20 protein-coding genes are annotated in these 18,542 nt (G+C 71.2%); 6 read left to right on the top strand and 14 right to left on the bottom strand.

Features of this window, described 5'->3' with window-relative positions; translation table 11 throughout:
* Window positions 1-12: 12 nt before the first annotated feature.
* The 7 genes from ACS3YM_RS15035 to ACS3YM_RS15065 form a co-directional block, all read right to left on the bottom strand.
* Window positions 13-1,491, bottom strand: coding sequence for an ATP-binding protein (locus ACS3YM_RS15035; protein WP_439937239.1), 1,479 nt, complete (start codon window positions 1,489-1,491; stop codon window positions 13-15).
* A 94-nt stretch (window positions 1,492-1,585) separates the two neighbouring features.
* Window positions 1,586-3,046, bottom strand: a complete 1,461-nt coding sequence (locus ACS3YM_RS15040; protein ID WP_439937240.1) for an ATP-binding protein — start codon at window positions 3,044-3,046, stop codon at window positions 1,586-1,588.
* A gap of 159 nt (window positions 3,047-3,205) precedes the next feature.
* The gene (locus ACS3YM_RS15045) at window positions 3,206-3,511 is read right to left on the bottom strand and encodes a DUF1416 domain-containing protein (protein ID WP_439937241.1); all 306 of its coding nucleotides are present in this window, start codon (window positions 3,509-3,511) and stop codon (window positions 3,206-3,208) included.
* Window positions 3,511-4,365 (bottom strand): sulfurtransferase, encoded by an 855-nt coding sequence (locus ACS3YM_RS15050; RefSeq protein ID WP_439937242.1) that lies wholly within the window; start codon window positions 4,363-4,365, stop codon window positions 3,511-3,513. Before ACS3YM_RS15050 ends, ACS3YM_RS15045 begins: the two co-directional genes overlap by 1 nt.
* A 38-nt stretch (window positions 4,366-4,403) precedes the next feature.
* The gene (locus ACS3YM_RS15055; RefSeq protein WP_439937243.1) at window positions 4,404-4,874 is read right to left on the bottom strand and encodes a DUF4395 domain-containing protein; all 471 of its coding nucleotides are present in this window, start codon (window positions 4,872-4,874) and stop codon (window positions 4,404-4,406) included.
* A 287-nt stretch (window positions 4,875-5,161) separates the two neighbouring features.
* A complete protein-coding gene (locus ACS3YM_RS15060; protein ID WP_439937244.1) occupies window positions 5,162-5,629 on the bottom strand; it encodes a TlpA family protein disulfide reductase in 468 nt (155 codons plus the stop codon).
* Window positions 5,630-5,672: 43 nt separating this feature from the next.
* On the bottom strand, window positions 5,673-5,957 hold the full coding sequence (locus ACS3YM_RS15065) for a MerR family transcriptional regulator (protein WP_439937245.1): 285 nt from the start codon (window positions 5,955-5,957) through the stop codon (window positions 5,673-5,675).
* A 115-nt stretch (window positions 5,958-6,072) separates the two neighbouring features.
* On the opposite strand from ACS3YM_RS15065, the gene ACS3YM_RS15070 reads away from it, so the two are divergent.
* Window positions 6,073-6,495 carry an Hsp20/alpha crystallin family protein gene (locus ACS3YM_RS15070; protein WP_439937246.1) on the top strand — a complete coding sequence of 141 codons (423 nt, stop codon included), beginning with the start codon at window positions 6,073-6,075 and terminating at the stop codon, window positions 6,493-6,495.
* 69 nt (window positions 6,496-6,564) lie between these two features.
* Here the strand turns inward: ACS3YM_RS15070 and ACS3YM_RS15075 are convergent, their stop codons facing one another.
* Window positions 6,565-8,712, bottom strand: a complete 2,148-nt coding sequence (locus ACS3YM_RS15075; RefSeq protein WP_439937247.1) for a carboxypeptidase-like regulatory domain-containing protein — start codon at window positions 8,710-8,712, stop codon at window positions 6,565-6,567.
* A gap of 198 nt (window positions 8,713-8,910) precedes the next feature.
* Window positions 8,911-9,207, bottom strand: coding sequence for a MoaD/ThiS family protein (locus tag ACS3YM_RS15080; RefSeq protein WP_439937248.1), 297 nt, complete (start codon window positions 9,205-9,207; stop codon window positions 8,911-8,913).
* 46 nt (window positions 9,208-9,253) lie between these two features.
* On the opposite strand from ACS3YM_RS15080, the gene ACS3YM_RS15085 reads away from it, so the two are divergent.
* The 3 genes from ACS3YM_RS15085 (at window position 9,254) to mshD (ending at window position 11,950) form a co-directional block, all read left to right on the top strand.
* The gene (locus ACS3YM_RS15085) at window positions 9,254-9,985 is read left to right on the top strand and encodes a winged helix-turn-helix transcriptional regulator (protein ID WP_439937249.1); all 732 of its coding nucleotides are present in this window, start codon (window positions 9,254-9,256) and stop codon (window positions 9,983-9,985) included.
* 128 nt (window positions 9,986-10,113) lie between these two features.
* Entirely contained in the window at window positions 10,114-11,073 is a 960-nt protein-coding gene (locus ACS3YM_RS15090; protein WP_439937250.1) for a type IV toxin-antitoxin system AbiEi family antitoxin domain-containing protein, read from the top strand.
* 58 nt (window positions 11,074-11,131) lie between these two features.
* Window positions 11,132-11,950 (top strand): mycothiol synthase, encoded by an 819-nt coding sequence (gene mshD, locus ACS3YM_RS15095; protein ID WP_439937251.1) that lies wholly within the window; start codon window positions 11,132-11,134, stop codon window positions 11,948-11,950.
* A gap of 93 nt (window positions 11,951-12,043) precedes the next feature.
* Here the strand turns inward: mshD and ygfZ are convergent, their stop codons facing one another.
* The 5 genes from ygfZ to ACS3YM_RS15120 form a co-directional block, all read right to left on the bottom strand.
* The gene (ygfZ, locus tag ACS3YM_RS15100) at window positions 12,044-12,979 is read right to left on the bottom strand and encodes a CAF17-like 4Fe-4S cluster assembly/insertion protein YgfZ (protein ID WP_439937252.1); all 936 of its coding nucleotides are present in this window, start codon (window positions 12,977-12,979) and stop codon (window positions 12,044-12,046) included.
* Between the two features lie 9 nt (window positions 12,980-12,988).
* The gene (locus ACS3YM_RS15105) at window positions 12,989-14,254 is read right to left on the bottom strand and encodes an MFS transporter (protein ID WP_439937253.1); all 1,266 of its coding nucleotides are present in this window, start codon (window positions 14,252-14,254) and stop codon (window positions 12,989-12,991) included.
* Complete coding sequence (locus tag ACS3YM_RS15110; RefSeq protein WP_439937254.1) at window positions 14,251-14,814, bottom strand: ArsR/SmtB family transcription factor; 564 nt, start codon at window positions 14,812-14,814, stop codon at window positions 14,251-14,253. The genes ACS3YM_RS15105 and ACS3YM_RS15110 overlap by 4 nt, the downstream gene beginning before the upstream one ends.
* 112 nt (window positions 14,815-14,926) lie before the next feature.
* A complete protein-coding gene (locus tag ACS3YM_RS15115) occupies window positions 14,927-15,388 on the bottom strand; it encodes a Fur family transcriptional regulator (RefSeq protein ID WP_439937255.1) in 462 nt (153 codons plus the stop codon).
* A gap of 7 nt (window positions 15,389-15,395) precedes the next feature.
* Window positions 15,396-15,890, bottom strand: a complete 495-nt coding sequence (locus ACS3YM_RS15120) for an FABP family protein (protein WP_439937256.1) — start codon at window positions 15,888-15,890, stop codon at window positions 15,396-15,398.
* Window positions 15,891-15,914: 24 nt separating this feature from the next.
* Here ACS3YM_RS15120 and ACS3YM_RS15125 point away from each other — a divergent pair, with 24 nt between their 5' ends.
* Window positions 15,915-16,277, top strand: coding sequence for a DsrE family protein (locus ACS3YM_RS15125; protein WP_439937257.1), 363 nt, complete (start codon window positions 15,915-15,917; stop codon window positions 16,275-16,277).
* A 53-nt stretch (window positions 16,278-16,330) separates the two neighbouring features.
* A complete protein-coding gene (locus tag ACS3YM_RS15130) occupies window positions 16,331-18,508 on the top strand; it encodes an RNA degradosome polyphosphate kinase (protein WP_439937258.1) in 2,178 nt (725 codons plus the stop codon).
* Window positions 18,509-18,542: the final 34 nt, after the last annotated feature.

Genomic DNA, 18,542 nt, shown 5'->3' on the forward strand with positions numbered 1-18,542 from the left:
CATCCAGACGCGTCAGCGCGGCGAGGTCACGCGCACCCTCGTGCCTTCGCCCAACGAGCTCTCCACCGACACCTCACCCCCGTGCGCCTCGACGATCGTCTTGACGATGTGGAGGCCCAGCCCCGTGCCGGGCACCTGGCGCCGGCGCGCGTTGGCGCCGCGGTAGAAGCGGTCGAAGACGTGGTCGAGGTCGGCGGGGTCGATGCCCTCGCCGTCGTCAGCGACGGTGAGCTCGACGCGGTCGCCTGACTCCGCCAGCGTCACCACGACGTGGCCGTCGGGACCGGTGTAGGTGATCGCGTTGTCGAGCAGGTCGTCCATCACCTGGCGCATCCGCATCGCGTCGACCTCGACGACGAGGGACTCGGGCACGGACGCGGTCAGCGAGACACCCGCTGCTTCCGCGTCTGGCGCGGCCGCCTCCACGGCCTCGCGGACGACAGACGCGAGGTCCACCGGGTGCGGATCGATGAGCGGTGAGCCCGAGCTCGCGCGGGTCAGGAAGAGCAGGTCCGCCACCAGGTGCGAGAGGCGCAGCACGTTGCGGCGCGCGGCCGCCACCTGCCGGTGCACGTCGGGGCTGGCGCCGGCACCCGACTCGAGCAGCTCGAGGTAGGCGAGCGCGGACGTGAGCGGCGTACGCAGCTCGTGGGAGACCGTCGCGACGAAGTCGTCCTTGACGTTGACGGCCTGGATCAGCTCGGTGACGTCGCTGTAGGCCAGCACCGCGCCGGTCAGGTCGCCGGCGCGGTCGTCGTAGGTCCTCGCGGTCACCGAGATCGCGCGGCGCGAGGTCGGGTCCTCGCCGATCCAGACGAGCAGGTCGTCGAACTCCTCCCCCGCCGCCGCGCGGGCGCACGGCATCTCCGCGCTGGTCAGCACACGCTCCTGCTCGGCGTCGTAGACGAAGCCGTCCTGCCCGGAGCGGCCGCCGTGCCCGCCGGGGAAGGCGATGTCGAGGAACTCCTTCTGGCGTCGGTTGTAGGGCCCGTAGGTGCCGTCGGCGTCGATCACCAGCAGCCCGACGTTGACGCTCTCGAAGAGCGCCACCGCCTTGCGCTGCACGTCGTCGGCGGCTGCCTCCGCGGCGTCGAGCCGGTCGAGGAAGGCCTGGCGCTCGGTGAGGTCGACGACCTGCGAGATGAAGTGGAGCGGCCTGCCGCCCTCGTCGCGCATCAGCGCCACCGACAGGTCCCCGACCAGCGTGCTGCCGTCCGCGCGGACGTACCTCTTGAAGACGCGGTAGGAGTCGATCTCGCCGGCCAGCGCCCGGGCGACCAGGCGCATGTCGCTGTCGAGGTCGTCGGGGTGGGTGAGGTCCTGGAAGGTCAGCGTCGTCAGGACGTCGGGGTCGTAGCCGAGCATGTCGCAGAGGGCGACGTTGGCGGTGAGGAACTGCCCCTCCGGGGAGACCAGCGCCATCCCCACGGGCGAGTGCTCCATGGTCACGCGCCACAGGTCGTCGGTGTCGGGCAGCGTCCGAGGCTCCACGAATCCCCCCAATGCCGGAAGCGGGCAACCCCCACCGTACGACTCGGCGCGGGGGCGGTCAGGCCCTCGCGGGAAATGAGGGGAAACCTGACGTTCAGCGCGGGAGCGTGATCCGGACGGTGCTGCCGACCCCGGCCTCGCTCGTCATGGAGACCTCGCCGCCGTGGGCCTCGACGATCATGCGCACGATGCTGAGCCCCAGCCCCGTGCCGGGGACCTGGCGCCGGTGGGCGTTCTGCCCGCGGAAGAAGCGCTGGAACATCCCCGGCAGGTCGGACTCGTCGATGCCCTCCCCGTCGTCGGCGACGGTGAGCACGACCTGCCCGTCGGAGGCCTCGAGCGTGACGGCGACGTGCCCGTCGGGGCGCCCGTAGAGGATCGCGTTGGCGATCACGTTGTCGACGACCTGGCGCAGCCGCATCCCGTCGGCCACGGTCTCCAGCGACTCGGGCAGGGTCGCCGTCATGTCCACCCCGGCGGTGGCGGCCGTCGGGCGCGCCGCGTCGAGCGCGTCCGCGACGATCGGCACCAGGTCGACGGGGTAGGGGTCGATCAGCGACGAGCCCGCGGTGGCGCGGGTGACGAAGAGCAGGTCGGCCACGACGTGGGAGAGCCGCCGGATGTTGCGCTGCACGGCGGTGAGCTGCCGCCTCACGTCGTCACCCACGCTCGCGTCCTCGAGGAGCTCGAGGTGGGCGAGCGCGGACGTCAGCGGCGTACGCAGCTCGTGGGAGACGGTCGTGACGAACTCGTCCTTGACCTTGAGCGCCCGCATCAGCTCGGTCACGTCGTGGTAGGCCAGGGCGGCGCCCGTGAAGGCACCGTGCCGGTCCCGCACGGACCGCGCGGAGACCGACATCGCGCGCCGGGTGTGGGGATCCTCGCCCACCCACAGCAGGAAGTCGTCGAACTCCTCCCCCGCCACCGCCCGGGTCGTCGGCATCTCCTCGGAGGTGAGGGGTCTCGCCTGGTCGGCGTCGAAGAGGAAGCCGGTCTGGCCGACCCGGCCGCGGTGGCCCTCGGGGAAGGCCATGTGCATGAACGCCCGGTGGCGCGAGTTGTAGCCCTGGTAGGCGCCGGTCGCGTCGAGCAGCAGGAGGCCGACCGCGACCGTGTCGAAGACGGCGTCGGCCTTGCGCTGCTCGGACTCGATGGTCGCCTCGGCGACGTCGAGGCGCTGCGCGATCGCGTGGCGCTCGGTGAGGTCGACGATCTGGCAGATGAAGTGGATCGGGGTGCCGTCCGGCGCCCGCAGCAGGGTCACGGACAGGTCGCCGATGACGACCTGGCCGTCGGCGCGGACGTAGCGCTTGGTGATCCGGTAGGAGCTGATCTCGTCGGCCAGCGCCTGCAGCACCAGGCGTACGTCACTCGAGAGGTCGTCGGGGTGGGTGATGTCGGGGAACGTCAGCCCGGTGAGCACCTCGGGCGGCTGTCCGAGCATCTCGCAGAGCGCGACGTTGACGCTGATGAGGTCGCCGCTCAGCGAGACCAGGGCCATCCCTACCGGGGAGTGCTCCATGGTCAGGCGCCAGAGGTCATGTGTCTGAAGCATGTCGATCTGAGCCGTCACGGCACCCCTTTCCACCCCTACAGGTGGACTCACGCTAGGAGCGGCCCGTCGCCTCAAGGCCCTTCTACGGGATACCTGCGACCAAACTGAGCAGACCGCCCCGTGCCAGGCACGGGGCGGTCTGGATCAGTCGACGCTCGCTCAGGCCGAGACCAGCACCTGCACCTCGGCGACCGAACCGGTCGCGGCCACGACGCGCGTGTCCACCGGCTCGGCCTGGGGGGCCAGGGTCCGCAGGGTCCACTCGCCGTCGCCGGCGAAGAAGCGGAAGTGACCGGTCGCCGAGGTCGGGACCTCGGCGGTGAACTCGCCGGTCCGGTCGAGGAGGCGCACGTAGGCGTTGCCCACCGGCTCTCCGCCGCCGCGCAGCACCTGGCCCTGGATCACGGCCTCCTTGGCGACGTTGACGCCGTCGAGGGACAGCCCGCCCTCAGTCGCGCCGCACATCAGGCGTCCGCCTTGCCGGGCTCGTCGCCGAGGGCGACGGGGACGCCGACCAGCGAGCCGTACTCGGTCCACGAGCCGTCGTAGTTCTTGACGTTCTTGCGGCCGAGCAGCTCGGTCAGCACGAACCAGGTGAGCGAGGAGCGCTCACCGATGCGGCACAGCGCGATGGTGTCCTTGTCGGTGTCGAAGCCGACCTCGTCGTAGAGAGCGGTCAGCTCCTCCTCCGACTTGAAGGTGCCGTCGTCGTTGGCGTTCTTGCTCCACGGCACGTTGACCGACGTCGGGATGTGGCCGGCGCGCTGGGCTTGCTCCTGCGGGAGGTGGGCCGGGGCGAGCAGCCGGCCGGCGTACTCGTCGGGGCTGCGGACGTCGACCAGGTTCTGCGTGCCGATGGCCGCGACGACCTCGTCACGGAAGGCGCGGATCGAGGTGTCCTGCTCCTGCGCGACGTACGACGTCTTGGCGCGGGTGGGCAGCTCGTCGGTCAGCTGGCGGGAGTCGAGCTCCCACTTCTTGCGGCCGCCGTCGAGGAGCTTGACGTCGGAGTGGCCGTAGAGCTTGAAGTACCAGTAGGCGTAGGCGGCGAACCAGTTGTTGTTGCCGCCGTAGAGCACGACGGTGTCGTCGTTGCTGACGCCGCGCTCGGAGAGCAGCGCCTCGAACTGGGCCTTGTTGACGAAGTCGCGACGGACCTGGTCCTGGAGGTCGGTGGTCCAGTCGAGCTTGATGGCGCCACGGATGTGGCCCTTGTCGTAGGCGGTGGTGTCCTCGTCGACCTCGATGAGGACGACGCCGTCGGTGTCGAGGTTGTCCTCGACCCACTGGGCGGTGACGAGCGAGTTCTCGCGGCTCATGGTGGTGCTCCTTGGTGTGATGGGCGATGTCTGGGTGATCAGGCGGTGATGCGGCGGACGAGCAGGTAGACCTCGCAGCCGAGGCAGAAGGCGAAGACGGCGTTGAGCAGGGCGGCGACGAGCGCGAACCCGACGGCGACCTGTGCGACGACCGTCGCGCCGGCCAGGAAGGCGAGGAGTCCCGCGAGCGCGAACGCCAGGCCCACGGCTTGGGCGAAGCGCGGCGGCTCGGGGGCCTCCCACTCGGTGGGCGGGGCCAGCCGGGGCCGGACGAGCGTGCGGAAGAGCCAGGCGTGCGGCGTGGCCTGCACCCCGCGCACCGCGCCGATCCCGAACAGCACGGCCTGCGCCGCCAGGAGTACGCCGTTGGCGGGCGAGGGCAGCAGCAGCACGGCGACCAGGACGACGGCGGTCAGTGCTGCGGCGAGCTGCGGGCTGCGCGGGTCGATGGCCCCGGTCGGGGGGCTGACGACGCCGGGCGTGGTGCGGGGCGTGGCGGTGGTGGACATGTCTCTCCCTGGTCTGGTCGGCGGGCGCGGCACGAGGCCGGGCGCGCTGCGGCACGCGCAACGCTGGGTCCCACCAAGGAGCATAGTCCAGTAATGTGATGGACTTTGTTGCTCAGATCAGGGGCGGGACCCCGACGACATTCGACACAGCGCCGAGCGCACGCGGCAGTGGTCCACTGCGCGGCGCTTGGTGAGCATGGTCGAGGACATGACGCAGACACTAGGCCGTCTGCCGGCTCGATCCACGTGGTGTCTCATGATGTGGGCCTAACGTCCGTATCGTGGGATCAGGCCTGCGCGAGGGCAGTCAGGACCTGGTCGCGGCTGGGCGCCCCGGTGGCGCGGGTGACCTCGGCGCCAGTCGCGTCGAGCACCACGGTCGTGGGCGTGCGCAGGATGCCGAAGGCTCGGGTCGCGTCGAGGTGGTGCTCGGCGTCGATCTCGACGTGGGTCACGCCCTCGACCAGTGCCGTCACCTCGCCGAGCACCCGGCGGGTGGCGCGGCACGGCGCGCAGAAGGCGCTCGAGAACTGGAGCAGGGTCGCCCGCTCCCCCAGGGTCTCGCCTGCCGCTGCCACCAGGTCGGCGCCGGGGGGTCTCGTGACGGGCGCCGGGGCGCCCTCCTCGACCAACGACTCGGTCGGCTGGCGTACGGCGTGGGTGCCGCGGAAGCGGCCGTCCGTGCCGGCGCGCCACAAACCGAAGCCGACCGCCAGCACGACAGCGGCGACGACGATCCAGGCTCCGGAGCTCATGGTCGGGTGAACGCTCCCGTGGACCGCAGTGTTCCCGCGGCCCTCACCGCTTGGCTCGCAGCTTCGCGACCTGGGCCCGGAGCCGCTCGTTGTCCGCCTCGAGCGCGAATACGGCGGCGATGCCGGCGAGGTTGAGGCCGGCAGCCAGCAGGTCGCCGATCCGGCGGAGCCGGTCGACGTCGTCCTCGCTGTACAGGCGGGTGCCGCCGGAGGTGCGGTCGGGGGCCACCAGGCCGCGGCGCTCGTAGACGCGGAGGTTCTGGATCTGCATGGACGCCATCTCCGCGGCCACCGAGATCGCGAAGACCCCTTCACTGCGCTCGGGCATGTCCACCTCCTTCCATGTCGACTGGGGACTTGATTCTGCCTGATCTTGGGACTATAAGAAATATGTATCCAGCGATACAGATCCGTCACACCACCAGACTGAGGAGGAAGACACCATGCTGATCCGCAGCGCAGACCCGTTCCGTGAGTTCGACCGGCTCGCGCAGCAGATGATGGGCACCACGAACCGCCCCGTCGTCATGCCGATGGACGCCTGGCGCGAGGGCGACCGCTTCGTCCTCGAGTTCGACCTCCCGGGGGTCAACCCCGACTCGGTCGACCTCGACGTCGAGCGCAACGTGCTGACCATCCGTGCCGAGCGCGTCGCCGCCAACGGCGACTGGCAGATGCTCGCCTCCGAGCGGCCGCGTGGCGCGTTCAGCCGCCAGCTGGTCCTGGGCGACAACCTCGACCTCGACCGGATCGAGGCGGCGTACAAGGACGGCGTGCTGCGACTCGTCGTACCCGTCGCCGAGAAGGCGAAGCCGCGCAAGATCGAGCTCAAGACCGAAGGGTCGCACCAGGCGATCGAGGCCTGACGCCTGCTGCCATGACGGACGGGCCCCGGGAATGCGCTTCCCGGGGCCCGTCGTCGTGTCGACGCTGGGTCAGCGCTTGAGCTTGACGACCTTCATGATGTCGCCGGAGCCGACCTTGCCCTTGCCCTTGATGCGGAGCACGAGCTTGTGCTTGCCCTTGCCGAGCGCCTTCTTCAGGGTGACGCTGCCGACACCCTTCTTGACCTTGCCCTTGCCGATCTTCTTCAGCTTGAGCTCACCGTTCGCGCGCTTGCCCTTGACCTCGTAGGCCACGACGGTCGCGCTGACCTTCTTGGACTTGAGCGGCTTGGCCTTGATCGTCAGGCCGATCCGCTTGCCCGAGACCTTCGCCTTGACCTTCGGCTTGTAGCCGACCTTGGCGGTCGTCTTGGTGAGCGCCTGGCCCTGCGCGAAGCCGGCGTCGTTGGTGACGCGGCCGGTGACCTTCTTGCCGAGGTACTTCCTGGTCAGCTTGAGCGACGGCCCGGTCGCGACGACCGTGCTGCCGACGAGCCACTCGTAGGTGATCCTGGAGTCGGCCTGGGTGTTCCAGCGGCCCTCGTCGAGCCGTACGGTCTTGCCGACCCACGCGTCACCCTTGACCTCCGGGCGCACGAGCGCCTTGACGTCCTTGGTCAGCGCGGCGGAGATGCCGGTCGTGACCTGGCCCGGCTTCACCGTGATCGTGAGGGCGTCCTCGGGGAGGGCGTTCTTCCACCACTCGGAGACGTGGTTGTGGCCACCGAACCGGACGGTGTAGTCGCCGGCCCACAGGGTGCGGTCGTCATAGGTGCCGTCCGCCTCGGTGCGGGTGCTGCCGGCGTCGAGGCCATCGCTGTTGCGGAAGGCGGCGAACCCGAAGTCCGGGAGGCCGCCGGCCTCGCTCGTCACCGCGCCGCTGACGCCGCCGGCCACGGGGAGGGTGAAGTCGAGGGTCTGCGGCGCCGCCGTCACGACGGTGGCGGTGTTGTAGGCGAGCTTGTTGCCCGACCACGTGGTGCGACGCAGGAAGTCACCCTCCTCGCGCGGACCCTGGTTCTCCTCCGTGTCGACCTCGATCTTGAACTCGGTCTCCCCGCCGATGCGGTCGAGCTCGGTGAAGACGTACTGGCCGGCCCGGTTGCTGTAGGTCGAGGCGACCACCTTGGCGTAGTCCGGGTTCGCCGGGGTGTCGTAGACGTTGACCACGTAGCCGACGCCGATGGCGCCGAGCTCGTCGCGGACCGTGCCGCTGAGGTCGACGCCGTTGGGCGCGGCGTTCGTCTTGGCGGCCAGCGCCGCGTCGATGCCGGTCACGGCCTGCCCGGGGGCGACGGTGACCCGGTTGGCGCCGGCGTAGTTGTTGGCCGGCACGTTGTTCCAGAACTCGCCGACGTACTCGCCGATCGGGTCGCTGAAGGACACCACGTGCTCACCGGTGTTGACGCCCTCGATGAGGTAGGCGCCGTTGGCGTCGGTCCAGTCGCACCCGCTGCTGGAGCACGCGCGCGCCCGGTGGAGCGGCACGCCCGCCTCACTGGTGATGCGACCCGCGATCGAGCCGCCGGGGGCCAGGGTCACCACGCCGACGTCGGCGCCGGCGACGGTCGGCGTGACCGCGTCGGCGGTGGCCAGGGAGGCCTTGTCGTTGAACCACTCGGTGGCCAGCGACTCGTTGCCGTAGTAGCCGCTGAACCGCAGCTTGACCGAGGGAGTGCTGGTGCTGAGGCGGAAGGTTCCGTCGGCGGCGGTGTCGACGTCGTCGATCTCGGTGCCGGCTGCGGCGTCGTACGCCGTGACCGTCGCGTTGGCGACCGGCTTGCCGGCGGTGGTGCGGACCACACCGACCACGCTCGGGATGCGCTCGACCGTCCACGGGGCGAGCGTCTGCGCTGCGCCCGCGACCGTGATCACGTCGGCGGTCGCCTGGTCCGCCTTGTCGCGGTACCACTCGTCGGTGTAGTCGGACGAGTAGAACTCGAGCTTGTAGGTGCCGTTCTCGAGCGGGATGTCGAAGGCGCCGTTGGACGTGTAGTCCGAGCCGGCGGTGACACCCGTCGTGGTGACGGCGCGGACCGTGCCCTCGGCGTAGTTGCCGGCGGCGTCGATCAGGCTGCCGCTGACCATCACGGCGGCGTTGGCGGGCGCGGCCGAGACCACTCCCAAGGCTGCCGCGGCGAGCGCTCCCGCTGCCACGACCGATGTGAGGCGCGAGCGCGCCCCAGACCCAGCTTGCATTCTGGTTCCCCCTAGATATTCGTCATCACTGCATGGAGCCGCGCGAACCAGCCGACGACACAGCGTCGCCGACCGGCACGTCCCCCGTTGCGGAGCCATGGGACTCCGAACACGTGCATCATGTCCCACTCCCGCCCCTCCCCAAACATGGGACGCGCCGATATCTCGGCGTGGGCGCTCTGGCTGGGGGGAGCTGGCTCAGCCGCCCGCGAAGGGCGGCAGCAGCTCGACGACCGCCCCCGGGCGTACGACGACCGAGGCGGGGTCCTGCGAGCGGACCGGCTGGTCGCCCAGCAGCACCGAGCAGACCGCGACGGTGCGGGCCATCTGGTCGCCGGGGTGGCGCTCGAGCACCCGCTCGACGAGCACGTCGAGGGTGAGTCCCTCGTCGACCGCGAACGTGTCCTCGGCGGTCCCGGCGGCGGCCCGGGCCCCCGCCCAGTAGCGCACGGTGACCGTCTCACCCTCGTGATCACGCCCAGTGGCAGCACCCATGCGGGATATCCTTCCTCATCCCCGGGCGTACGAGGAGGGCGAGGCCATGAGCGCACTGCTGCTGCTCACGAGCGCCCTGCAGCCTTCCGCCGAGGTGCTCCCCGGGCTCGCGCTGCTCGCGCACACGGTCAAGATCCTGCCCGCCCAGGGCAGCGCGCTGCTCGACGCGCCCGACTCCGACCTGGTTCTCGTCGACGGCCGCCAGGACCTCGCCGCCGCGCGCGACCTGTGCCGACTGATCCGGACGACGGGGGCCGAGGCGCCGATCCTGCTCGTCGTCACCGAGGGCGGGCTCGCCGTCGTCGCCCACGACTGGGGCATGGACGACGTGGTGCTGCACACCTGCGGCCCCGCCGAGCTCGAAGCGCGGATCCGCCTCGCCATCGGGCGTACGCAGGCCGCCGCGCCCGACGACCCGGCCGCCCACGTCATCCACCGCGGCGAGGTAGTCGTCGACGACGCCACCTACACCGCCCGCATCGGCGGCCGCCCGCTCGACCTGACCTACAAGGAGTTCGAGCTCCTCAAGTACCTCGCCCAGCACCCCGGCCGCGTCTTCAGCCGCGAGCAGCTGCTCCAGGAGGTCTGGGGCTACGACTACTTCGGCGGCACCCGCACCGTCGACGTCCACGTCCGCCGCCTCCGCGCCAAGCTCGGCACCGAGCACGAGCACCACATCGGCACCGTCCGCAACGTCGGCTACCGCTTCGTCGTCCCGACCCGCGACCCCGCCGAGTCCCCCGCCCCCTCGCCCTCCTCTTCGTCATCCTCCTCCTGAGGCACGGCCTGCGGGGAGGATCCTCGTGACATGTCGAGGGCGACCTTCCCCGCTGTTGCTCGTGATGCGCTGTCCACAGGCGGCCCGCGGCCTGCGTGGGCCCGCGGCCGGCGGGGCAGGCGTACGACATGCGACTCGACGCCGTCTCCGACCTCCTCGCCCAGCAGGACGGCGTCGTCACCCGCAGGCAGCTCCTCGACGCGGAGCTGAGCCAGGCCCACGTCGAGACGCTGCTCCGGCGTCGGGAGCTCGTCGTGGTCCATCCCGGCGTCTACCTCACTCACACCGGGGCGCCCACATGGTCCCAGCGGAGCTGGGCGGCGGTCCTGTACGCCGGTCGCTCGGCGCTGCACGTGGAGTCCGCGCTGCACCAGCCGGGCAAGCACCCCGACCCGAAGGGTCCGATCCACGTGGCCGTCGACTGGACCCGGCGGGTGGTGCCGCAGGATGGCGTCCGCATCCACCGGGTGCGCGAGCTCGAGGACAAGGTCCAGTGGAACCTCTCCCCGCCGCGGGTGCGCCTCGAGGTGGCTGCCGTCGAGGCCGCCCACCGGGCCGCGGACGACCTCGGAGCGATCTCGGCCCTGGCCGCGCCGGTGGGGTCGCGGCGCACGGTGGCCGGTCGACTGAGGGCCGAGATCGAGCGGCGCGGTCGGCTCAGGCGTCGTGACCTGCTGACCAGCCTGCTCGCCGACCTGGAGAGGGGCACGCACAGCGTGCTCGAGCACGGCTACCTCGTGCGCGTGCTCCGGCCGCACGGCCTGCCCGAGCCCACGTCGCAGCAGGTGGCGGTCACCAGTGGCGACCGCACCGAGTACCGCGACGTCGGGCACGCCGACCTGGACATGTCCGTCGAGCTCGACGGGACGCTGCACGACGGGTCGGAGGCCCGCGACGACGACGCCGACCGCGATCTCGACGACCTGGCCCGCGGCAAGATCACCCCTCGGCTGCGCTACCGGCAGGTCTTCGCCACGCCGTGCCGCACGGCCTCCCTGCTCGCCGTCCTCTTCCAGGCTCGCGGCTGGAGCGGCGCGCCGCACGCCTGCTCGGCGCCCGGGTGTGAGGTAGGGGGAACATCTTCGTGACATGTCGCGGACGACCTTCCCCACTCATCGTCGTACGAGTGAGGACTAGGGTCGGCGCGTGGACGAGGTCATGAGGGAGGTCATCCGGATCGCCGACGCGGCCGAGGCCGCCGACGGCGCCTCGCCACTGGACGAGGCCGCGCGGATGGCGCTGGCCGACGGGACCGCCACGGTCGTCCTGGAGCCGGGGGGCTTCGCCCTGCTGCACGGCGGCGACCTCAGCCTGGCGGTCCACCCCGACCACCGCGGGCAGGGGATCGCGACCGCGCTGCTGCAGCGGACGTCGTACGACGGCGAGCTGACGGCGTGGTCGCACGGCAACCACCCGGCCGCGGCCCGGCTCGCCGCGTCGCAGGGGTGGGAGCGGGTGCGCGACCTCTGGGTGATGCGGCGCCCGACGGCCGACCCCCTGGCGGACCTGTCGCTGCCGGAGGGTGTGGAGATCAGGCCCTACCGCAACGAGGACGCGGCCGCGGTCGTCGAGGTCAACGCGGCGGCCTTCGCGCAGCACCCCGAGCAGGGTGCGATGGACGAGGCCAACCTGGCCCGTCGGATGGCCGAGCCGTGGTTCGACCCGGCCGGGCTGCTCGTCGCCGAGGACTCCGCCGGCGTCGTCGGCTTCCACTGGACCAAGCAGCACGACGACCGGCTCGGAGAGGTGTACGTCGTCGGCGTCGCGCCCGGCGCCCAGGGCCGCGGGCTCGGGCGGCTGCTCACCCTCGCCGGGCTGCACCACCTCGCTGGCCTCGGTGTCGACGAGGTGCTGCTCTACGTCGAGTCCGACAACGCCCCCGCCGTCGCGGTCTACTCACACCTGGGGTTCACCCACGCCGAGGCGGACACGCACGTGCAGTACCGCCGGCACCCCCGGGGGTGACTCGAGCGGCCACATGGCCGCCCGGCATGCCGCATGCGCCCACCCGAGCGACCATATGGCCGCTCGAGTGGGGGTTTGGGGACACCCGCAGACTCAGCGCAGCGGGCGGACGTGGAGCCCGACCTCGGGGTCCACGATGACCTCCTGGGCGGCCGGCATCTCGTCGACCGTGAGGGTGGCGTCGACCGGGACGTTGCGCTTGACGAGCGCGAGGGCGATCGGGCCGAGCTCGTGGTGGCGGGCGCTCGAGCCGACGAAGCCGACGTCGCGGCCGTCGTACGACACGGGCGAGCCGGCGGGAGGCAGCCGGTTCTCCGAGCCGTCGAGGTGCAGCAGCACCAGCCGTCGCGGCGGGCGGCCGAGCGTGTGGACGCGCGCGACCGTCTCCTGGCCGCGGTAGCAGCCCTTGTCGAGGTGCACCGCCGGCCCGATCCAGCCGACCTCGTTGGGGATCGTGCGGTGGTCGGTGTCGAGGCCGAAGCGGGGCTCGCCGCGCTCGATCCGCAGCGCCTCGAAGGCCCAGAACCCGCAGGCCGGCCCGGCCGCGTCGGCGTACGCCTCGAGGCGGTCGCGGGGCACGAGGTCGTACCGTCCACCACCCTCCCCCGGGCGCCACATGACGGCCAGGTCGTCGACGAGCGAGACCTCCACGCGCGTCATGAACTTCATCCGCTCCAGCCACTCCACCAGCGCCGCGCCCGCGCCGGGCTCGGTGTGCGCGGTGAAGGCCTCGCCGTCGTCGACGCCGGCGAAAGCGTGCTCGACGTGGCCCTGGGGGCTGAGCACCAGCGCCTGGGTCCACGTCCCAGGGGCGAGGCCCTCGAAGAACTGCGTGGTGAGGTTGTGCAGCCAGCTCAGCCGGTCGGGACCCGAGATCCGCAGGACGTCGCGGTGCGAGAGGTCCACGAAGCCCTCACCGGCGGCGAGGCTGCGCTGCTCGGTGTTGAACGAGCCGTAGTGCGCCGCCACCGGGGCGTCGATGCCGTCGCCGGCGACGGCCCCGGGCAGGGACAGGAGGGGGCTTGCCATGGCTCGAGTCTAGGTCGCCACCGTGGAGCCGGGGTCGAGCGGCGTGTGCTCCGGACCCGGGAGGGGCTCGGTGGCCGGCTCGACGGTCCCGGGGTGGCGGATGACGTCGCGCAACCAGTACGCCACGTGGCCGGCGCCGGCGAGCGTGAAGACGCCGATCACCACGAAGATGATCCGCCAGTCGACAATCGTGACGAGCAGCGCGCCGAGCGCGAGGGAGGCCGCGCTGGGCACCGACATGACCACCTCGGCGGCGACGGAGACGCGGGCCATCAGCCGCTGCGGCGTACGCCGTTGCAGCAGGGTCATGTAGGACACGATCAGGATCGGCAGCGAGACGCCGAAGACCGAGATGCTCGCCAGCACCCACGGCACCGACGGCGAGAGCGCCATCGCGATGGAGCTGGCGCCCAGCAGCACGAGGCCGAGCACGCCGGCACCCACCTCGCCCAGACGTCGTACGACACGGGGCGAGGACAGGCCGCCGACGATCGCGCCGACCCCCTGCACGGACACGAGCACGCTGACGAAGGTCGCCGCCTTGCCGAAGTGGTCGGTGAGCGCGAAGATCGCGGACTCGCCGAAGCCGAGCACCAGCATCGTGATGCCGAACCCCACGAGCATGTGGCCGAGGACCCGGTCGCCGACGAGGTGGCGCACGCCGCCGGTGAGCTGGCTCCAGAAGGAGCCGCCCTCGTGCTCGGGCGTCTCCTCCGCGACCGGGATCGAGGCGATGACGGCGGCCGCGACGAGGAAGGACGCGGCGTCGACGAGGGCCACCAGCCAGCCACCGGTCCAGGCGAAGAGCGCCGCACCGAGCAGCGGCCCGAAGAGGCGGTAGGACTCCTTGATCGTCTGGAGGCTGGAGTTGGCGTCGACCAGCAGCTCCTCCGGCATGAGCTCCTTGAGCAGGCCGTTGAGGCCGGCCGGCAGCACGACGAAGCTGACGCCGTAGAACATCGCGACCATCCAGATGATCCAGACGTCGTCGGCGTCGCGGACCAGCAGGAGCGGCAGCACGGCCACGGCCGAGGCGATGTTGCCCCAGACCAGCAGCGGCTTGCGGCGTACGCGGTCGAGCCAGGCGCCCGCCAGCGGCGCGAAGATCGCCGGCAGGGTCATGAAGAAGAAGGTGAAGCCGGCCATCGCGCTCGAGCCGGTCAGCGTCTTGACCCAGATGCTGAGGACGAGCAGCATGATCGAGTCGCCGAGCATCGACGTCGACAGGCCCGCGAAGAGCCGCTTGAAGCCCGGCTGGGCGAACGCCGCCTTCATCGCGCGATCTCCACGGCCGCGCCCCACGCGACGATCTCGCACAGGCGGGACCCCTCGGGGCGTACGCCGGTCTCGAGCCGGTCGGCGTACGTCGCTGCCACCTCCTGCAGGCGCCCGGTCACGTCGGCGAGCTCGTCGGGCGTCAGCCACGCGACGTGCTGGGTGAGCCGGCTGCTGTCGCGCCACTCGCCGCTCGTCTCGCGCTCGCTGGCGTCGAGGAAGCGGTCGACCCACCGCTCGAGCAGCATCCGGCTCAGCACTTGGCCGGCGCGCAGCTCCTCGTGGCTGAGGTCGTCGCCCTCGGCCCACGACATGCCGAGGTGCTTCATCTGCCACGGCCGCTGCCGGCCCTTGCCGCCGGGCGCCTCCTCGATGAACTCGTGCTCGGCCAGCTTGCGCAGGTGCCACGAGCAGTTGGCCGGGGTCTCGTCGAGCTGGTCGGCCAGCTCGGTGGCCGTCATCGGGCCCTGCACGGACAGCAGCTCGACGATGCCCATCCGCACGGGATGGGCGACGGCGGCCAGGGCGCGCGGGTCGCGCAGGCGACGGGGTTCGGGCATGGGTCGAAAGTACTCTTTCGAAAGATCTCTTGCAATAGGTTCTGCGGCCGCCAGTTTCCCCGGGTACCCGGGGAAACTGGCGGTTCACCCGCGAAGTTTCGGCCTGGAGGCTTCAGTTTCCCCGGGTACCCGGGGATCGCGACACGGACTCCGACGAGGGGGACCCCGACGAGCAGTCGGCGCAGAGGCCGAAGATCGCCAGGTGCCCGACGTCGACGGTGAACCCGTCGTCCGCGAGGGCGGCGACCACCGGCTGCACGAGCGCGGGGTCGTACGAGCTGACGGCGTGACAGCTGCGGCAGACCACGTGGACGTGCTCGTGCTCGAGGGTGGAGTGGTACGTCGGCGCGCGGTCGCTGAGGTGCGTGTGGCGCACCAGGCCGAGCTCCTCCAGCACCTCGAGCGTGCGGTAGACGGTGGATGCGTTGACCGAGCTGACCTGGCTGCGGACGTGGGCGAGCACCTCGTCGGGCGTCGCGTGCCGGAGCTCCTCGACCGCCCGGAGGATCAGCTGCCGCTGCGGGGTGAGCCGCAGGCCCTGGGCCCGGAGCCGGGAGGCGAGGTCGTCGCTCATCGGAGCTCTATGCGCGCTGCAGGCGCGCCCACGTGTGCGGCTGCAGCTCCTGGCCGACGGCGGCCATGTCGAAGGCGTAGAGCAGGTCGCCCTCCACGTTGCCGTACATCCGCGAGCCCGAATTGACCTCCTTCGCGGTCTCCGTGAAGGAGACGCCGGCGGTGTGCATCTCGAGCTTGCCGCCCTCGGCCGCGCCGTACCAGATCTCCGAGAAGCCGATGTTGTGCGCGAGCAGGAGCTCGACCTTGCCGGGCTCGGGGCAGCGCAGGAAGCCGGTCTCCATCGCGGCGTCGCGGACGAACTCGCCGTCCTCGTCGACGATCCACGCGCGGGACATGTAGTGGAAGAACGGGCGCCCGTCGTGGGTGAAGATCAGCTCCTGGCCGAAGTGGAACTTCTCGATCGTCGGGTAGGTGCCGTGGCCGTTGCCGCGCCACGTGCCCAGCAGCCAGGCGACTGGGCCACAGTTGGGGTGCAGGTTGTCCGGCAGCTCGAAGGGCATGGGCCTCACTCTAATGTGGGGCGCATGGCTCGCTCACTGGTCGTCAAGGTCACCTGCGGGGCGGAGGACGCCGAGCGCTGCAACCAGGCCTTCACGGTCGCCGCCGCCGCGGCTGCCTCGGGCGCCGACGTCTCCCTCTGGCTGACCGGTCAGGCCGCGTGGTTCGGCGTCCCGGGACGGGCCGAGGAGTTCGAGCTCGACCTCGCGACGCCCCTCGACCAGCTGATGGCGGCCGTGCTGACGACCGGCTCGGTGACGGTCTGCTCGCAGTGCGCCGCCCGCCGCGGGATCGTCGAGGGCGACCTGCGCGAAGGCGTCACCATCGCCGGCGCGGCCGTCTTCGCCGAGCAGGTCCTGGGCGACGGCGTCCAGGCGCTCGTCTACTGACCACACCCGGAATTCGTCATCCCGCGTTCACCTGCCGGTGCCACACTTGGCCCATGACGGACCCGGCCATCCTCACCAGCGCTGTCTCGCCGTCAGTCGAGGAAGGTCCGGTGACGGAGCCGTTCGGCCATCCGACGGACACCTTCGACGTCGAGCCGCCCTACACCCCGGACGCCGCGCAGATCGAGGCCGTGGAGAAGTTCGACGACCGGTTCATCGACCGTGAGATCTCGTGGGTCCGCTTCAACCAGCGCGTCCTCGAGCTCGCCGAGGACCCGCGCCTCCCGCTGCTGGAGCGCGCCCGGTTCCTCGCCATCTTCGCCAGCAACCTCGACGAGTTCTTCATGGTCCGCGTCGCCGGCCTCAAGCGTCGCATCGACGCCGGGGTCGCCGTCCGCGCCGCCAGCGGCCTGATGCCGCGCGAGCAGCTGGAGCAGCTGTGGACCAGCTGCCGCGCCCTGATGGAGCGCCACGCCCAGGCCCTCGTCGACCTCCTGCCGGAGCTCGGCAGCCAGGGGATCGAGATCGTCCGCTGGGACGAGCTCGACCGCGAGGAGCAGAAGGTCTGCAAGAAGCTCTTCAGGGACCGGATCTTCCCGGTGCTCACCCCCCTCGCGGTCGACCCCGCCCACCCCTTCCCCTACATCTCCGGGCTGTCGCTCAACCTCGCGGTCGTCGTACGCCACCCCAAGAGCGGCACCGAGCACTTCGCGCGCGTGAAGGTGCCGCCGACCTTCGGGCGCTTCGTCGGGCTCGGCAACCAGCGCTTCGTGCCGATCGAGGACGTCATCGGCGAGCACCTCAAGAAGCTCTTCCCGGGCATGGAGGTGCTCGGCGCGCACACCTTCCGGGTCACCCGCAACGAGGACCTCGAGGTCGAGGAGGACGACGCGGAGAACCTGCTCAAGGCGCTCGAGAAGGAGCTGCTGCGTCGCCGCTTCGGGCCGCCGGTGCGCCTCGAGGTCGAGCAGTCGATGGACCCCAAGGTGCTCGACCTGCTGGTCTCCGAGCTCGGTGTCCACCGCGACGAGGTCGTCTCCCTGCCCGGACCGCTCGACCTCACCGGCCTCCACTCGATCGCCGACCTGCCGCGCGACGACCTGAAGTACGCCGCGTTCCTGCCCTCGACGCACCCCAGCCTGGCCGAGGTCGAGAGCTCGTCGCCCGTCGACGTGTTCGACTCGGTGGCCCGCCGCGACGTGCTGCTGCACCACCCCTACGACTCGTTCGCCACGTCGGTGCAGCGCTTCCTCGAGCAGGCCGCGGCCGACCCGCACGTCCTGGCGATCAAGCAGACGCTCTACCGCACCTCCGGCGACAGCCCCATCATCGAGGCGCTCATCGACGCCGCGGAGGCCGGCAAGCAGGTGCTGGTGATCGTGGAGATCAAGGCCCGCTTCGACGAGCAGGCCAACATCCGCTGGGCCCGCAAGCTCGAGCACGCCGGCTGCCACGTCGTCTACGGCCTCGTCGGGCTGAAGACCCACTGCAAGCTGTCGATGGTCGTGCGCGACGAGCCCGAGGGCATCCGGCGCTACGTCCACATCGGCACCGGCAACTACAACCCCAAGACCGCCCGGCTCTACGAGGACCTCGGCCTGCTCACCGCCGACCCGGAGACGGGCGAGGACGTCGCGCTGCTGTTCAACAACCTGTCCGGCATCAGCCGCAACACGACGTACGACCACCTGCTGGTCGCCCCCGACAACGTCCGCGACGGGCTGATCGCGCAGATCCATCAGGAGGTCGCGCACCAGCAGGACGGCCGGCCCGCGGGGATCCGGATCAAGGCGAACTCGGTGGTCGACGAGGCCGTGATCGACGCGCTCTACCTGGCCTCGCAGGCCGGCGTCCGCATCGAGCTGCTGATCCGCGGCATCTGCGCGCTGCGCCCCGGCGTACCCGGCCTGTCGGAGACGGTGCGGGTCCGCTCGATCCTGGGACGCTTCCTCGAGCACAGCCGGGTCTTCTGGTTCGACAACGGCGGTGAGCCGGCGGCGTGGATCGGCTCGGCCGACATGATGCACCGCAACCTCGACCGCCGCGTCGAGGTGCTCGTACGCCTGCGCGACGAGCAGGTGATCGCCCAGGTCGGCGACCTGCTGGACCTCGCGCTCGACGCCGAGACCACCGCGTGGGAGCTCGACCCGGCCGGCGAGTGGCACCTGCACTCCGGCGAGCGGCACCTGCACGACGAGCTGATCCAGCGGCAGCGACGCCGACGCCGCTGACGTACGCCGTCACGCCGGGGCCGCGCCGAGGCCT

Source organism: Nocardioides sp. N13(2025), from assembly GCF_051912545.1.
Classification (GTDB): domain Bacteria; phylum Actinomycetota; class Actinomycetes; order Propionibacteriales; family Nocardioidaceae; genus Nocardioides.

Bases quoted from the DNA above. Each gene is read 5' to 3' on its own strand.
- ACS3YM_RS15040 (WP_439937240.1), bottom strand. From the start codon at position 3,046: ATGCTTCAGACACATGACCTCTGGCGCCTGACCATGGAGCACTCCCCG.
- ACS3YM_RS15045 (WP_439937241.1), bottom strand. From the start codon at position 3,511: ATGTGCGGCGCGACTGAGGGCGGGCTGTCCCTCGACGGCGTCAACGTC.
- ACS3YM_RS15050 (WP_439937242.1), bottom strand. From the start codon at position 4,365: ATGAGCCGCGAGAACTCGCTCGTCACCGCCCAGTGGGTCGAGGACAAC.
- ACS3YM_RS15055 (WP_439937243.1), bottom strand. From the start codon at position 4,874: ATGTCCACCACCGCCACGCCCCGCACCACGCCCGGCGTCGTCAGCCCC.
- ACS3YM_RS15060 (WP_439937244.1), bottom strand. From the start codon at position 5,629: ATGAGCTCCGGAGCCTGGATCGTCGTCGCCGCTGTCGTGCTGGCGGTC.
- ACS3YM_RS15065 (WP_439937245.1), bottom strand. From the start codon at position 5,957: ATGCCCGAGCGCAGTGAAGGGGTCTTCGCGATCTCGGTGGCCGCGGAG.
- ACS3YM_RS15070 (WP_439937246.1), top strand. From the start codon at position 6,073: ATGCTGATCCGCAGCGCAGACCCGTTCCGTGAGTTCGACCGGCTCGCG.
- ACS3YM_RS15075 (WP_439937247.1), bottom strand. From the start codon at position 8,712: ATGCAAGCTGGGTCTGGGGCGCGCTCGCGCCTCACATCGGTCGTGGCA.
- ACS3YM_RS15080 (WP_439937248.1), bottom strand. From the start codon at position 9,207: ATGGGTGCTGCCACTGGGCGTGATCACGAGGGTGAGACGGTCACCGTG.
- ACS3YM_RS15085 (WP_439937249.1), top strand. From the start codon at position 9,254: ATGAGCGCACTGCTGCTGCTCACGAGCGCCCTGCAGCCTTCCGCCGAG.
- ACS3YM_RS15090 (WP_439937250.1), top strand. From the start codon at position 10,114: ATGCGACTCGACGCCGTCTCCGACCTCCTCGCCCAGCAGGACGGCGTC.
- ygfZ (WP_439937252.1), bottom strand. From the start codon at position 12,979: ATGGCAAGCCCCCTCCTGTCCCTGCCCGGGGCCGTCGCCGGCGACGGC.
- ACS3YM_RS15105 (WP_439937253.1), bottom strand. From the start codon at position 14,254: ATGAAGGCGGCGTTCGCCCAGCCGGGCTTCAAGCGGCTCTTCGCGGGC.
- ACS3YM_RS15110 (WP_439937254.1), bottom strand. From the start codon at position 14,814: ATGCCCGAACCCCGTCGCCTGCGCGACCCGCGCGCCCTGGCCGCCGTC.
- ACS3YM_RS15115 (WP_439937255.1), bottom strand. From the start codon at position 15,388: ATGAGCGACGACCTCGCCTCCCGGCTCCGGGCCCAGGGCCTGCGGCTC.
- ACS3YM_RS15120 (WP_439937256.1), bottom strand. From the start codon at position 15,890: ATGCCCTTCGAGCTGCCGGACAACCTGCACCCCAACTGTGGCCCAGTC.
- ACS3YM_RS15125 (WP_439937257.1), top strand. From the start codon at position 15,915: ATGGCTCGCTCACTGGTCGTCAAGGTCACCTGCGGGGCGGAGGACGCC.
- ACS3YM_RS15130 (WP_439937258.1), top strand. From the start codon at position 16,331: ATGACGGACCCGGCCATCCTCACCAGCGCTGTCTCGCCGTCAGTCGAG.